The organism is Agrobacterium sp. MCAB5 (assembly GCF_052114365.1).
Lineage (GTDB): Bacteria > Pseudomonadota > Alphaproteobacteria > Rhizobiales > Rhizobiaceae > Agrobacterium > Agrobacterium tumefaciens.
In genome coordinates, this window is record NZ_JBFREP010000006.1 from 96,306 (window position 1) to 110,857 (window position 14,552).

General features: G+C 56.5%; 9 protein-coding genes. 7 read left to right on the plus strand and 2 right to left on the minus strand.

Annotation, left to right across the window (positions count from 1 at the left end; translation table 11 throughout):
* Positions 1–66: 66 nt before the first annotated feature.
* From AB4Z23_RS15430 to AB4Z23_RS15440, 3 genes are all read left to right on the plus strand, one after another.
* Positions 67–1,299, plus strand: coding sequence for a polysaccharide pyruvyl transferase family protein (locus AB4Z23_RS15430; protein ID WP_025596051.1), 1,233 nt, complete (start codon positions 67–69; stop codon positions 1,297–1,299).
* A gap of 225 nt (positions 1,300–1,524) precedes the next feature.
* Positions 1,525–3,036: an oligosaccharide flippase family protein gene (locus AB4Z23_RS15435; protein WP_441360334.1), complete on the plus strand. Its 1,512-nt coding sequence runs from the start codon at positions 1,525–1,527 to the stop codon at positions 3,034–3,036.
* Entirely contained in the window at positions 3,033–3,992 is a 960-nt protein-coding gene (locus AB4Z23_RS15440) for a glycosyltransferase family 2 protein (protein ID WP_025596049.1), read from the plus strand. Before AB4Z23_RS15435 ends, AB4Z23_RS15440 begins: the two co-directional genes overlap by 4 nt.
* A 16-nt stretch (positions 3,993–4,008) precedes the next feature.
* On the opposite strand, the gene AB4Z23_RS15445 is transcribed toward AB4Z23_RS15440, so the two are convergent.
* Complete coding sequence (locus tag AB4Z23_RS15445; RefSeq protein WP_441360335.1) at positions 4,009–8,388, minus strand: CheR family methyltransferase; 4,380 nt, start codon at positions 8,386–8,388, stop codon at positions 4,009–4,011.
* A gap of 685 nt (positions 8,389–9,073) precedes the next feature.
* Here AB4Z23_RS15445 and AB4Z23_RS15450 point away from each other — a divergent pair.
* The 4 genes from AB4Z23_RS15450 (at position 9,074) to AB4Z23_RS15465 (ending at position 13,967) form a co-directional block, all read left to right on the plus strand.
* A complete protein-coding gene (locus tag AB4Z23_RS15450; protein ID WP_025596047.1) occupies positions 9,074–9,802 on the plus strand; it encodes a LuxR C-terminal-related transcriptional regulator in 729 nt (242 codons plus the stop codon).
* Positions 9,803–10,018: 216 nt separating this feature from the next.
* Complete coding sequence (locus tag AB4Z23_RS15455) at positions 10,019–11,422, plus strand: glutamate-1-semialdehyde 2,1-aminomutase (RefSeq protein ID WP_025596046.1); 1,404 nt, start codon at positions 10,019–10,021, stop codon at positions 11,420–11,422.
* A gap of 117 nt (positions 11,423–11,539) precedes the next feature.
* Positions 11,540–12,610, plus strand: a complete 1,071-nt coding sequence (locus tag AB4Z23_RS15460) for an NAD-dependent epimerase/dehydratase family protein (RefSeq protein WP_025596045.1) — start codon at positions 11,540–11,542, stop codon at positions 12,608–12,610.
* A gap of 13 nt (positions 12,611–12,623) precedes the next feature.
* Positions 12,624–13,967 carry a DUF4910 domain-containing protein gene (locus AB4Z23_RS15465; RefSeq protein WP_306623810.1) on the plus strand — a complete coding sequence of 448 codons (1,344 nt, stop codon included), beginning with the start codon at positions 12,624–12,626 and terminating at the stop codon, positions 13,965–13,967.
* A 4-nt stretch (positions 13,968–13,971) separates the two neighbouring features.
* Here the strand turns inward: AB4Z23_RS15465 and rfbC are convergent, their stop codons facing one another.
* Positions 13,972–14,499, minus strand: coding sequence for a dTDP-4-dehydrorhamnose 3,5-epimerase (rfbC, locus tag AB4Z23_RS15470; protein WP_025596043.1), 528 nt, complete (start codon positions 14,497–14,499; stop codon positions 13,972–13,974).
* Positions 14,500–14,552 lie beyond the last annotated feature (53 nt).

The window sequence follows — 14,552 nt, forward strand, 5'->3', positions numbered from 1 at the left end:
GTGCCCGCTTAGCGGATATCAATGCCATATCGAGCGTGTCGGCGCCGTGCGGCGATTGGAAAATACATGAGGATCACTCTCCTTGGACAATTTGGCTCGGGCAATTCGGGCAATGACGGATCGCTGGAAGCCATGCTCCTTTATCTGCGCAGGATGAGGCCCGATGCCGATCTGTTGTGTATCTGCGCCAATCCGACCGTCGTAAACGCGAAATTCAATATTCGTTCGATCGGCGTTGGCGGGCCGCCCCTGACCAATGCATGGATGAGGCAACTGGACCGGCTGCTCGGCAATCTGCCCCGAAGGGTCATGTTATTTTTCAGTTCGCTGTTTTATTTCGACAAGGACGACCTGATGATCATACCGGGGACCGGCATCCTCGATGATTTTCAGGAAAAATGGTTCGGCTGGCCCTTTGTGGTGTTTTGCTGGTGCCTCGTTGCACGCCTTCGCAACACGCGGATCGCCTTCGTCAGCATCGGCGCCGGACCGATGAAAAGCCGCCTCAGCCGCTGGTTCTTGCGCTCCGCCGCACAGATGGCGTCGTATCGATCCTACCGGGACGATTTCTCGCTCAACTACATGAAAATGATCGGCGTCGACGTGTCGCGGGACCACCGTTACCCCGATATCGCCTTTGATCTTCCTGTTACGGTGCCCCACCGGGAGAGCGCCGCCGACGGCGTGATGCGAATAGGCGTCGGCGTCATGGATTATCGCGGCTGGCGTCACAACGACCCCGAGGCCTCCAGGATTTACCAGACCTATATCAGCAAGCTCTCGCAGCTGGTCAGCTGGTTGATCGGTGAAGGTCATCGCATCACCCTTTTGATGGGGGACGTCACGGATCGGGTCGCCTGCGCCAATCTCATGTATCTGCTGACGGATATGCTCTCCGAGAATGAGATGTCGCAAATCGAGATCAGCTCGGCCGCAACGCTGCGCGACATCATGCAGCAGATGGCAGCAATCGATCTTGCCGTGGTGTCGAGATATCACGGCGTGGTCTGCTCCTTAAAACTCGGAAATCCGACAATATCAATAGGTTACGCCCGCAAGTTCGATGACTTGATGAACGATTTCGATCAGGAGAAATTTGCCCGGCACATCGACACGTTCGAAGTCAACGATGTCATCGAACTGGTGAAGGAGATACTGGCTGGAGCGGACGCGGTGAGGCAGCGGATTGCCCACGCCAACGAACGCTTCAAGCGCCAGCTCTCCGAGCAGGAGGCGCTGCTTGGCCGCGAACTTCTCTCCCGTGATGTCGTCGCAACGCCACAGGGCGTTACGCCTTAGGCACAAGCAGTCCCGCAGCCTAATCCTTTCGGCTTAACACCGGGGCGCTCTAACATTCGATAGGAGTAGACCGCACGTTATCGCATGCCCTTCACGAAACATTCTACAAACGACCTACACCTACGGATCCGGCTACCATCCCAACGGTCAGATTCCCAGGGTTTACGCCCCTCCTCTAGATTTGATGCTACCGTCGATTGTCGGCGATGCTGTCGGAGCCCTTCGATGCACAAAGTCCGCCGCGCCTTTTTCATGGCCATGCTGGAACAACACCTCGGAATCGCGATCAATCTGGCTCTGATCGCGATAATGTCGCGGCTGCTTTCGCCTGCGGACGTTGGCTTTGCCGTGATCGGCTACGGGGTGACATCGGTGATCTTCGCCTTCCGCGAATTCGTCTCTTCCGATTTCCTCATTCAGCTCGATGTCGTTGAGCGCGATGACATCAACACGTCGCTCACACTGCTGCTGCTGGCCAGCGGCATTCTCGGGATCATTCTCTATCTGTGCGGACCGTATCTGGCGCTTTTCTACCACCAGCCCGGTCTCCAGCACTATCTTGTCCTCGCAATTTTCGCCGTCATCGCCGAGAGCCTGGGCATGCCGGCGTTTTCCATGCTGCGTCGCCAGCTTGCCTTCGGCACCATCGCACGCGTCCGAACCACCGGCCTCATCGTTATGGCTGGCGTGACGATCTTCGCTGCCAGCAATGGATGGGGCTTTGTCAGTTTCGCGCTCGGCCTGCTCGTCGGCAACAGCGTTGCAAGCGCCCTTGCCGCCTATGCCGATCCGGCCCAGCGTACCGCACGCCTTTCTCTAAAGTCTTGGCGCCGCATGGCCGAATTCGGCCGCTACAGGGGTGCTGCCACCATCGTCGACAAATTATACGAGTCCCTGCCGCAACTGGTGCTCGGCTTTGCCATGACGCCGACTGCGGTCGCGATCTATAATCGCGCCAATACCGTCTGCTCCATTCCCGACCGCATTTTTCTCTCGGCAATCTTTTCCTTCGCCTTCCCCGCACTCGCCGCCGAAGTTCGCGAGGGGGGAGACGTGCGCAGGTCCTACTTGCGTGCCCTCAGTTACATCACCGTGCTTTATTGGCCGTCGCTGATCATGGTCGCCATTCTCGCCGATCCCATCGTGCGACTTGCGCTCGGAGACCAGTGGCTTGCCGCCGTGCCGATCACCCGGATTCTCGCACTTGCGTCGATCTTCTGGTTTCCGATGGTGCTGACAACGCCGCTGCTGATCGCTCTCAACGCCAACCGCGAAGCGTTCCTCGGCAATTTCGTCTGCCGCAGCGTCTCGGCAATTGTGCTCTGCTCCGCGAGCTTCTTCGGCCTGACCGTCGTGGCGCTCAGCCAGTTCGTCACATTGCCCTTCCAGATGCTCATCGCCTTCTATCTGGTCAGACGCCACGCCCACTTCAAAATACCCGAACTGTTCGCCGCCATCGGGCCGAGTGCCGCCGTGACCCTTACCGCCATCGCGGGGCCGCTCGCCATCGCCGCCTCTATGGGTTTCCATTTCGATTACTCCCTCGCCCAGGCCGGTGGTGCCGTCCTTCTGTCGGCAACAGGCTGGGCCGCCTGCCTGATTATTCTGCGCCACCCGCTGCTTGGCGAACTCAGATCGACGCTCGATGCTGTCGTGGGCGGTCTGCGCCGGATCGGCAAACCTCCGGCACCGGCGTCCATTCCCGACGCTGCCGTTTCCGCAACGGTCGAGCCATGAGCACCATCGATATCGCCATTCCCAACTACAATTACGGTCGTTTTCTCGAGGGCTGCGTGCGAAGCGTCCTTGCCCAGAATATCCCGGACATGCGTATCCTCATCATCGACAATGCCTCCACGGACGACAGCGTTGCGATCTCCCGGTCGCTCGCGGCATCCGATCCGCGCATCGAAACGAGCCTGCGCCCAAAAAACCTCGGCGGGCACGCATCGTTCAACGCAGGCATCGATTGGGCGCGAGCGGATTATTTCGCCATCATCTGCGCCGACGATGTCCTGTCTCCCGGTGCCCTGGCGCGCGCAATTAAGGCGCTCGACGATCACCCCGGCGCGCACATGGCCTTCGGCCGCACCGCCTTCTTCCGTGACGACGCCGAAATCGCATCCGGCCTTGGCGACGATGCCGATGGCATGCGCCTTCATGCCGGGGTGGACTTCATCGTCGGCATTTGCGCGACGGGACGCAGCCCGGTGCCGGGCCCCCTCGCCGTCACCAGAACGCACATCCAGCAACATGCCGGTCACTACCGGCCCGCACTGCGCCACACCGACGATGTCGAGATGTGGATGCGGCTTGCGGTTCTGGGCGACATCGTCGAACTTGACGCCGTGCAGAATTTCACCCGCATCCACGGTGCCAACCAGTCGGCCATCCTTGATAATGTGCTGGCGTGGAATACCGAAATCGAAGCAGCGCTTGAGAGCTTCTTCGGCAATGAAGGCGCTTTGCTTGCCGATGCACAAACCCTGCTGCGACGCGGTCGCGCCAGCCTGAGCGACCGCGCCTATTGGTGCGCGATTTCCAATTTTACCCGGCGTCGGCCCGGCGCGGGTGCGCTTCTCGCACAGGCTTTCCGGCTCAGACCCGCTTCCGCGTTTCTGCCGCCGCTAAGCTATCTTCTGCGCCGGCCCGATGCATTGCACCGCATTCGCGCCGCGATGGCCCGAAGATAGCGGTCCGATGGTAGGCCTATTCTTCAGCGTTCAGGACAAGCCGCAAGAGCGCCGGCAACGAAGTGGATTTCGTTCGGCGCATGATTGAGGCGCGATGATTCTCGACAGTGCGCTGACTAAGCTTCAAATCGGCTGCAATGATCTTGTTGGCCTGCCCCTGAACAATTCTATCAAGGATCTGACGTTGCTTGCGAGTAAGCGTCGCCAGCGTGGCTCGAGCTGTTTCACGCCGCTCTTCGCGCTCGTTCGCATCACGCGATCGCTCGAGGGCCGACTGCACGCTCCGATATATTTCTTGGTAAGAAAAAGGCTTCTCGATGAAATAGGCCGCTCCATATCGCATCGAATTGATTGCCATACGGACATCGCTGCGACCCGTGATCACAATCACCGGAAACCGATGATGTCTTTCTTTCAGCAAACGTAACAACTCCATGCCGACCATGCCGGGGAGATACGCATCGACAAGCAGACAACCTGATCTGTCGGGCTTGTAGTTTGCAAGATACTCTTCTGCCGAAACATAGGTTGCGACCGCCCAGCCTTCTCCTTCGAACAGAGCGCGCAAATTGTCCCTTATGTCCTGCTGGTCGTCGATGACTTCGATGAGCCTGCCCGTCATCGGCTCCATATATTCAGGTTCGCTTATGTGACCTGCTCTCTCACCGTTTTGGCGAACGACCAGTGTCTCCACCATCTGCATGACGTCCTTGAGTTTCGCCGGCTTGTGCAGATAAGGAATTTCGTGCTGAGCAAAATCCCTCAGGGCCTTGCTTGAAATATCGCCAGTGAGAATGAGTGCCGGAACATTTTGGCGGAGTGCTTGTCGAATATCTTCAATCGCAGCTATGCCATTCCCGCCTGTAGGAAGATTGTAGTCTGCGAGAACAACGTCGGGCATGAACTTCAGCCCTCTAACAATCGCGATCGCTTCGGCAGCAGTTGAGGTCGCAGCGACCACGTATCCAGTTTGCTCCAGACCGATCTTGAGCAGATCGCGCATTCCGTTTTCGTCTTCGATGATCAAAATCGACGCGGACGACAGGGCGATCGCTTGACGCGAATTGTCATCGACTGGCGCACGCAATGGCGCAAGCGGCTCCCCTGCCGGCGCCCGATCGATCTCGATCATGAATGCGGAACCTTCATGCAATCGCGACCGCACCGCTATCTTCAGTCCCAGAAGTTCGCTCAGCCGCTTGACGATTGACAATCCCAGCCCCAAACCCCGGTCTTCCGCGCCAGCAGATGCGTCGAGTTGATGGTATTCCTGGAAGACTTCCTCGATATGGTTTTCGGGAATGCCTATACCGGTGTCCCACACCTCGAACCGAACCTTTGCATCGACCCGGCGACAGCCGACTAGAATTTTGCCGCTCGGCGTGTATTTCAGTGCATTGGATAGAAGGTTGCGAACGATCTGCTCGAACAGGCGGGGATCGGTGCGAACGGCAAGGCTGGACGGTACGACACGGAGTTGCAGCCCCGCCGCCCGAGCGGGATAATAAAATTCCTTGAAGAGCCTTCCCAGAAGATCGCCAATCGCAAAGCTCACGATCTGCGGTTCCACCATCCCCGCTTCGATCTGGTTGATGTCAAGAACAGAGTTGAGTATACCCAGCATCGAGGACAGCGTCTCCCCCATCCTCTGGACGAAAGTGCGTGCTTGCCCTTCATCCACGTTCCTTTCCAAAAGCCCGTGCAACAGCTTCAAGGTTTGCAGCGGCTGACGCAGATCGTGGCTTGCCGCAGACAGGAATTGCGACTTGGCCTCGGTCGCCCGCTCGGCGGATTTCTTGGCAGCTTCCCTGCTTTCGGCAACCTGTTTCTGGGCACTTACATCGATGAAGGTGATGACCACTCCGTCGATTGCCTCGCTCGCGCCGCGATAGGGTTTGACGCGGCGGACATACCAGCGACCATCGGGTCCTCCTATCTCTCGGTCGATTGTGTTGCCTCGGAGCAGCGTCGCCGTTGCATCGACTTGAAGCGTAATGTCGCCGTCAAAGCCGCTAAGGTCCGAGAGGGGACGGCCGACATCGGACGATATAATCTTGAATACTGACCGGGTGGCTGGTGTGAAAAACCGTATACGAAGACCGGCATCCAGAAAGAGCGTCGGGACATCGGTGCTGTACAGGACATTTTGCAGATCGTTGGAAACTGCCCGCTGACGCTCCAGTGCTTCTTGCAATTGATTGTTGAGGGCTGTCAGCTCTTCATTGAGGGATTGCAGTTCCTCTTTCGAAGTAAAGAGTTCCTCATTCGTCGACTGATACTCCTCATTCAGAGACAGTGCTTCGGCGGTGATCTGCTTCTGTTCTTCGCTGGCAATTTCCAGATTGCGTATGGCGCCCTGCAATTCCGCCCGTGTCTCCTCCAGTTCGAATTCAAGCTCGGTAATGGGCGACGCATCTGTCGTCGATGATTTCTGCGATCGGACAACACCGTTGGCCTGCGCAACATCCTCCACAAAACATATGAGGAACAGCTCTTCACCCTGACTGAAGAGCGGGTCGACATGAATGTTGAACTCGATGTGTGCGCCGTTGCTGTCGAGTTTTGCATTCTTGGCTACGAACGGCTTTTGATCCCGGCTCGCATGCTGGATCGCAGACCTGATCTTATTATGGAGCGCCGTCGGTGTGATGGCGAACAGGTCATGCGATGCCGGGCCTGAAGCGATCCGCAGGAACCTTGCTGTCGGGCCGATGGAGTAGAGATACTCATACTTCCGATTGACGAGGATTGCGGCGGGCACGTAGCTACCCAGCAGAACCTGGGAAACCGCCTCGGCAAGCACACTGTGCCTCGACGCTGAATTCGCCTTTCCTTGCGAAGAGGGAATTCTGACATTTCCGCCCGCAACCGCACCGAAATTAAGATCACCGAAAACCGGCGGCCCGATACGCCGATATACCCTTTCGGATTCCGAAATCAGCTTGAAACGGTCATCCATTCCGCCAACGGTTTCGGATTTTCCGACCAGTAAAATACCGTTCTCCCGCAGGGCGAACCTGAAAAGCGACAAGACCTTCGCTTGGGCGTCCGCCTCGAGGTAAATCAACAAGTTGCGGCATGAAATCAGATCGATCCGTGAGAATGGTGGGTCGCTGAGGACATTCTGCACGGTGAATACCACTGCCCCACGCAGTTGCGCCGTCACGGTGTATCCGTTGTCATCCCTTACGAAATATTTTTCCAGCAAGTCGGGCGGCAGCGATTTGGTTGCCTCATGTGAATAATGTCCGTCTCTGGCAATTGCGACCGCCTCGCCATCGGCGTCCGAGGCAAACATCTGAAACTGGAGACGAAGGCCCATGGACTGAATGAGGTCAAGGAAGAGAATAGCCAGAGAATATGCTTCTTCCCCCGTGCTGCATCCAGCGACCCAGACCCGCACTGCTCCGTGAGCCGCTTTTGCGTGGAGAATATCCGGAATAATGGTATCGCGTAGAAAGTCGAACACCTTCCCGTCGCGGAAGAAGCTGGTGACGTTGATCAGGAGATCTCTGACGAGATTTTGCCGCTCGTCTTCGCTGCTTTCGAGTATCTCAAGATACCGGTCTATCTTCTCAATCTCGATACCGAGAACCGCCATGCGTTTTTCGACCCGGCGCTGCATCGTTCCATGTTTATAAGCCGAAAAATCATTCGCTGTGGAAACCTTCAATATCTCGATGATCCGGTCCAGTTGGGGCATTCGGCGCTCCATCGAGTGATCCGCTCGAAGCCGCGACAGCAGCGCAATATGTTTGGCGATGGCCGCAGGCATCTCTTCGACCGGTAAAACCGTAGCGCCAATGCCCAGCGAAATAACACTTTCGGGCATGCCGCCAAATTGTGCCTCTTGAGGCTCCTGGACCAGAACAAGTCCCTTGAAATCCCTGATCTGCTGGACGCCGGATGAGCCATCTGACCCCGTGCCAGACAGGACAGCTGCTATCGCCCACGGCCCGAATTCCTTGGCCATAGAACCCAGGAGAAAATCAAACGGCAGAGGTGCCTCATGCAGTTCCCGCCGGGGCGACAGATATATCCTTCCTCCGTCAACCGACATCAGGAATTTTGGTGGAATGACATAGACGTGCTCGGGCTCTATCAAGGCAAGGTTGACAGCCTCCGTTACGACCATAGTCGTTTCGCTCGCCAGAAGTTCTGCGAGCATGCTTTCATGCGACCGGTCAAGATGCTGAACGAGAAGAAACGCACAGCCGGTTTTTTCAGGCAACGCTTTGAGCAGGGCTCTGAACGCATTCAGTCCACCCGATGAAGCACCGACGCCGACAATCGGGAACATCCTAACAGGACGTCCTTCCTGTGATCCGGACATCGAACCGGTATCTACCTCGAAAGTAGAAGGAACCTTGTTACTATCCTCGCCGCGTTCCGCCATATTCACTCTCGTTAAAATTGACGCGCATTCCAAATAGAGATCGACCCTTGCGAAGCGTCAGGCGTTGTGGGTCAACAAGTCTTGAAAGCAGCCATCAAGGCCTTGAGATCAGGGATACATAGTCACCATGCCCCGTCACATGCGGGGCGCAGCGCGTCCGATTGTCGCGAGGTGCAATTTCAAAATGCGATTAACACGTATAGGTTGCTGACATCGCGAACAAACGCACGAATGGAGGATGATAAATCAATCCGGCCGCGATTATAATTCATCCATTATAGTTAGTGGTGTCGCGCAAAACATGATGATGCCCTGAAAGAATTATATTTCAACCGTTCTGGCGTGTCTGGTTGTCTACCCACATCATGCCAGATTGAACGCCACGTCGAAATCTCAATCAAAAGTGAGTAATTTCCGAACCTTTTCCAGTTGCGATACTCCATTGTAGGATGCCGGAGTCGAAATTCGGGTAGTGCCACGTCTATTGCTTTCTGGCCGATTTTTTAAATTCCGAAAAATCCAGACCGCAACAGAGTAGCTTCCGAAGTTCTGATTGATGACGGCGTTCCGGGTTGAATTACTTCAAACGTCCGTTGTGCCGAATCTTAGAAAGAAACTCTTCGGTTGCGTCTCTGCCAAGCCAGACAGATCCGCAAAGCACTCTTTAGCGCGGATAGGACATAACATGCTGACATCAGTTCCCAACAATGGACATAGCCAGTTCTCATCAAATTTCCATGTGGTTGCGCATTCGAAACCTATGGAAACTTCGGTCAGAAAGCTGGCTATCATCGACGACCGCGCGCTCGACCGTGAGTGTCTGGCTCAGAGCCTGATCGCATACGGCCTTGATATGGAAGTTGAGTTGTTTTCATCACTCGATGACTGGAGACACGCTCCAAACGGCCAGCATAGCGGCATCCTGGTCAACGTCGGTCGCAGCGATTTTGGCGATGACGTATCCCTTCATGAGTTGCGGGAATTCATTGCCGATTTCCCTTATCTGCCGGTCGTCATTCTCGCTGAGAACCGCGATCTGCGCCAAGTCATGAGGGCATTTGACGCGGGCGTTCGGGGATATATCTCTTCGTCGATAGGACTGGCGGTGTGTGTGGGTGCCATCTCACTTGCATTGGCGGGCGGCGCTTTCGTATCAGCTGAAAATCTGAGCGATCTCAGGCAGTTGCTCGTGGTTGCGGAAGACAAGGAACGACAGCGCACCGCGATGTTCACCCAACGTGAGGTCGACGTCATCAACGCTTTGACGCAAGGTAAGCCAAACAAGATCATCGCCTATGAGCTCAATCTTCGTGAAAGCACCGTAAAGGTACATATTCGCAATATCATGAAGAAAGTTGACGCCAAGAACAGAACGGAAGTGATCTTCAAAATATCCGATCTCTTCAAAAACTAAAATCGAGTGTCGTGCAGTGGACCTATTGCAGAACCATAATTGCCTGCGGGTGTCGGGCCCCGCATGATGCGGACGCATCGGAGCGATTATGACGGGAAGGCTGTACATCTCCTCTAAGCCTTTCGGCTAGCATTCCCAACATAAAGACGGGGTAACGGCCACCGAGCCGGATACGGTAGTCTCTGGTCATTGGACATATGGACCCGGGATTTCGCCATGCAAACTTTCGTCGAAAATTTCGAAAACTCGGATCGACTGCGCCAGCGCTCCCGCAACATCATACCGGGCGGTGCACATACCTATGCAAAGGGTGACGACCAGTACCCTGTCCTGTCTCCCGGCTTTATTGAAAGGGGATATGGCTGTCATGTCTGGGATGTCGATGGAAATGAATATATCGAGTACGGCATGGGCAATCGGGCTGTCGGCCTTGGCCATGCGTATGCTGACGTCGTAGAGGCCGCGCGTGCGGAACTTTACCGCGGCTGCAACTTCACGCGCCCCTCAAAGATCGAGGTGGATTGCGCCTCGACCTTTCTCGATACGATCCAGACGGCCGAAATGGTCAAATTCTGCAAGAACGGCTCCGATGCGACATCCGCCGCGATACGACTTGCACGGGCTGTTACCGGCCGTGACCTGATCGCGCGCTGCAGCGACCACCCCTTTTTCTCCACCGACGACTGGTTCATCGGAACAACGGAGATGAATGCGGGCATTCCTCAGGCGATCCAGGATCTGGTCCTTGGCTTCAGCTACAATGATCTGGCGAGTGCGCGCAGTCTGTTTGACCGCTTTCCAGGTCGTATCGCCGCCTTTATTCTGGAGCCGTCGCGCGGTGATCCGCCTCGGGACCAGTTTCTTCACAAACTGCAGGATCTTTGCCACGAAAACGGCGCGCTTTTCATTCTCGACGAAATGATCACCGGCTTCCGCTGGGATGCGGGCGGTGCGCAGAAGACATACGATATCGTCCCCGACCTGTCCTGTTTCGGCAAGGCGCTGGGCAACGGCTTTTCGATTTCCGCACTGGCCGGCAAGCGTGAATTCATGGAACGAGGCGGTATCGATCAAACCGATGCCCCGCGTGTCTTCCTGCTTTCGACGACGCATGGCGCGGAAACGCATGCGATGGCGGCGGCCATCGCGACCATGAAAGTTTACACGCAGGAACCCGTGGTCCCAAATCTGGTCCGACAGGGAAATTCGCTGCGCGCCGCCATCAGCCAGATCGCAATTGCGCACGGACTGGATTCCTACTTCGGCATTCAGGGCCACTCCGCCTGCCTCAGCTACTTCACGCTGGACCAGACCGGAAAGCCGTCTCAGGCTTTTCGCTCGCTGTTTCTGCAGGAAACCATCCGTCGCGGCCTTCTCGCACCTTCTCTCGTTGTAAGCTACACGCATGAGGACGAGGATATAGCCAAAACGCTTGACGCCATCGATGGAGCGCTCGTCGTCTACCGTAAAGCGCTGGAATACGGAGTCGACAAATTCCTGACGGGACGCCCATCCGAGGTTGTCTTCCGGCGTTTCAACGGCAACGCGCAGCATCACGCCAGCCATGGGTTGGTCATGGCCGACATGCCCGAATTATCGGAAAGCATCCGAAAGCCTTAACCGGCCGGGGCAACTAGACCGTTCGCATTATCGATACAGCCGCTTTGCGCGGTGCATCGATCTCGCCTGAAAAGATACGCTCGTTGCAATCGAAAATAGATTTTGAGGGGGAATTTCATGCACGTTCTGGTCACCGGGCATCGCGGATATATCGGCTCCGTCATGGTACCCATCCTGCGCAAGGCGGGTCACGAAGTACACGGCTATGACACTGAATTCTACCATCGCTGCGCTTATGTTCCAGGCGGACCTTTGCCGCAGGTACCCGGCGTATGCAAGGACATCCGCGATATCCAGCCTTCGGATATGGAAGGTTTCGACGCTGTCATTCATCTTGCAGCGCTGTCCAACGATCCGCTGAGCAATCTCAATCCGGAAATTACCTATGAGATCAATTACCGCGGCAGCGTTCGGGCAGCGCGAGCCGCAAAGCAGGCCGGGGTCAAGCGTTTCCTCTTCGCCTCCTCGTGCAGCAATTATGGCGCAGCTGGCGATGGACTGGTCAACGAGACAGCAGAGCTGAAACCGGTATCGGCCTATGGCACATCAAAGGTATTGGCGGAACGTGACATTGCAAGCCTCGCGAGCCCCGGCTTCACACCGGTCTATATGCGCCCGGCGACGGCCTATGGCCTTTCGCCCATGCTGCGTTTCGATATCGTCCTCAACAACCTGACCGCCTGGGCGGTGACGGAGGGACTGATCCTGCTGAAATCCGACGGATCGCCATGGCGTCCAATCGTTCACATCGAGGATATTTCGCGCGCCTTTCTGGCCGCGCTCGAAGCGCCGACCGATGTCGTGCACAATCAGGCGTTCAACGTCGGACAGGATGCACACAACTACCAGATCCGGGAGATCGCCGAAATCGTCGCCCTGACGGTGCCCGGATGCCGGCTGCAATATGCCAGCGACGCCAGCCCCGATACCCGCTCCTACCGCGTCGATTTCGGCAAGATCGCCCGTGCGCTTCCGGCCTTCAAGCCGACATGGACGGCCGCCGCAGGTGCCGAGCAACTTTACCACGCCTATAAGAGCGCCGGCCTGACTATGGCTGAATTCGAGGGACCGTACTATCAGCGGATCGGCCAGCTCCAGAAGCTGATCGGCGACAAGGATATCGACATCAACCTGCGCCGCCCCGTCGTTGCGCCGCGCCACGGCGCCGATATTGCCGCATCGGTTTGAACGGGAGGCGCGGATGGGCAAGATGGAGCTTGGTGCCAGGCTGACCGGCGTGGCGTGGCGAGAGGATGATATCGGCCAGACGATCCATGATCTGGCGACCCGCCTGTTTCCGATCTGTCGCAGCATCACCGGCAAAGGCGTGCGCGACACCATCGCTATCCTCAAGGACTACATCGATATCGAGGAACGCGCCGTGCCGAGCGGAACACGGGTTTTCGACTGGACGGTGCCGCAGGAATGGGTCGTTCGCGACGCCTATGTCAAAAACGCGGCGGGACGCAAGGTGATCGACTTCCAGATCTGCAACCTGCATCTGATGAACTACAGCATCCCTCAACGCCGCGTGATGCCGCTGGCCGAACTGCAATCGCATATCTACACCTTGCCGGCTCAGCCCGATCTCATTCCGTACAAAACCGCCTATTACACCGATGCCTGGGGCTTCTGCATGGCGCATCGCGAATTCCTCAAGCTCGATGAAGGCGATTATGAGGTCGTCATCGACACCGAAAAAACCTCAGGCAATCTGTATTACGGCGAATATTTGCATATCGGACAAAGCACCGAAGAGGTGCTTCTCTTCGCGCATATCTGTCACCCGTCGCTCGCAAACGACAATTGTTCCGGCCTGGCATTGCTGACGTGTCTTGCTGCAGGCCTGAAAAGCAGGTCCACATATTACAGCTACAGGTTCGTCTTCGCACCCGGAACGATCGGCTCCCTGTCATGGCTTGCGCAGAACGAAGATGGGATATCGAACATTGCGCATGGTCTTGTGGTTTCGTGCATTGGTGACGGGGGCGGGCCGAACTACAAGCGCAGCCGCAGAGGAGATGCACTGATCGACCGGATCGCCGCCTGCACCCGCTGCGGAGAAGATCGTAAACATCTGGCAATCGCCGACTTCATTCCCTACGGCTATGACGAGCGCCAATTCTGTTCGCCGGGCTTCAACCTGCCGGTCGGACTGCTGCAAAGAAGCGCTTTCGGAACCTTTCCCGAATATCACACCTCGGCCGACAATCTCGACTTCATCCGGTCCGAACATCTCGACTCATCCTTTTGGATGATCATGCACATGATCGATGCTCTCGAAGACAACTGGACGCCGTTAAACCTTCGGCCCAAGGGTGAGCCACAGCTCGGAAAATATGGGCTTTTTCCTGCGATAGGCGGCCATAAGACGAATGACGACCGCACCATGGCCTATCTATGGATACTCAACCTCGCCGATGGAACCAACTCGCTACTGGATATCGCCGAAAGGTCAAATATGCCGTTTGTCGAGATTGCGAGCGCTGCTGGCAGGCTGCTCGAGGCGGGCCTTGTCTCGAACCTCGGTTTCCTGACGCGCTAGACCTTCATTGCAAAGCGGGCCAACCGAGGTCCTTTTCCGATATGACCGAGGGCGGCGCAGGCCATTCTACACCTATCGCGGGCTCGTCATACCGGATCCCTGCCGCACTTGCCTCGGCATAGGGCACCGAAATCAAATAGGACACAGCAACGTCGTCGCTGAGCGACTGGAAGCCGTGTGCAAAACCCTCGGGAATGTAGAACTGCGCGCCATTGTGGGCCGACAACACCGTGCCAACCCATTGCAGATAGGTGGGCGAGCCGCGGCGCAGATCGACGGCGACATCCCAGATCGATCCTTTGACGCAGGAAACCAGCTTTGTCTCCTGATGCGGCGGTCGCTGGAAATGCAGCCCTCGTACCGTGTGTTTCAGCTTCGATAGAGAAAGGCTGTGCTGACTGAAGTCCGATACCAGCGCGTTGCTCTCAAATTCGCGTTTGCAGAACGTCCTGGCAAAAGAGCCGCGACTGTCCCGCACAGGCACCGTATTGACGACCCAGAGCCCCTCGATTTTCGTCTTCTCAAACAGCATTCGGCGCTCCTGATGCAATCCCGTATTCAAGAAGAATTCTCCGCCATTTCAGC

Excerpts from the sequence above, each read along its gene's own strand:
- AB4Z23_RS15460 (WP_025596045.1), top strand. The coding sequence starts at position 11,540 with ATGCACGTTCTGGTCACCGGGCATCGCGGATATATCGGCTCCGTCATG.
- AB4Z23_RS15450 (WP_025596047.1), top strand. The coding sequence starts at position 9,074 with ATGCTGACATCAGTTCCCAACAATGGACATAGCCAGTTCTCATCAAAT.
- AB4Z23_RS15430 (WP_025596051.1), top strand. The coding sequence starts at position 67 with ATGAGGATCACTCTCCTTGGACAATTTGGCTCGGGCAATTCGGGCAAT.
- AB4Z23_RS15455 (WP_025596046.1), top strand. The coding sequence starts at position 10,019 with ATGCAAACTTTCGTCGAAAATTTCGAAAACTCGGATCGACTGCGCCAG.
- AB4Z23_RS15465 (WP_306623810.1), top strand. The coding sequence starts at position 12,624 with ATGGGCAAGATGGAGCTTGGTGCCAGGCTGACCGGCGTGGCGTGGCGA.
- AB4Z23_RS15445 (WP_441360335.1), bottom strand. The coding sequence starts at position 8,388 with ATGGCGGAACGCGGCGAGGATAGTAACAAGGTTCCTTCTACTTTCGAG.
- rfbC (WP_025596043.1), bottom strand. The coding sequence starts at position 14,499 with ATGCTGTTTGAGAAGACGAAAATCGAGGGGCTCTGGGTCGTCAATACG.
- AB4Z23_RS15440 (WP_025596049.1), top strand. The coding sequence starts at position 3,033 with ATGAGCACCATCGATATCGCCATTCCCAACTACAATTACGGTCGTTTT.
- AB4Z23_RS15435 (WP_441360334.1), top strand. The coding sequence starts at position 1,525 with ATGCACAAAGTCCGCCGCGCCTTTTTCATGGCCATGCTGGAACAACAC.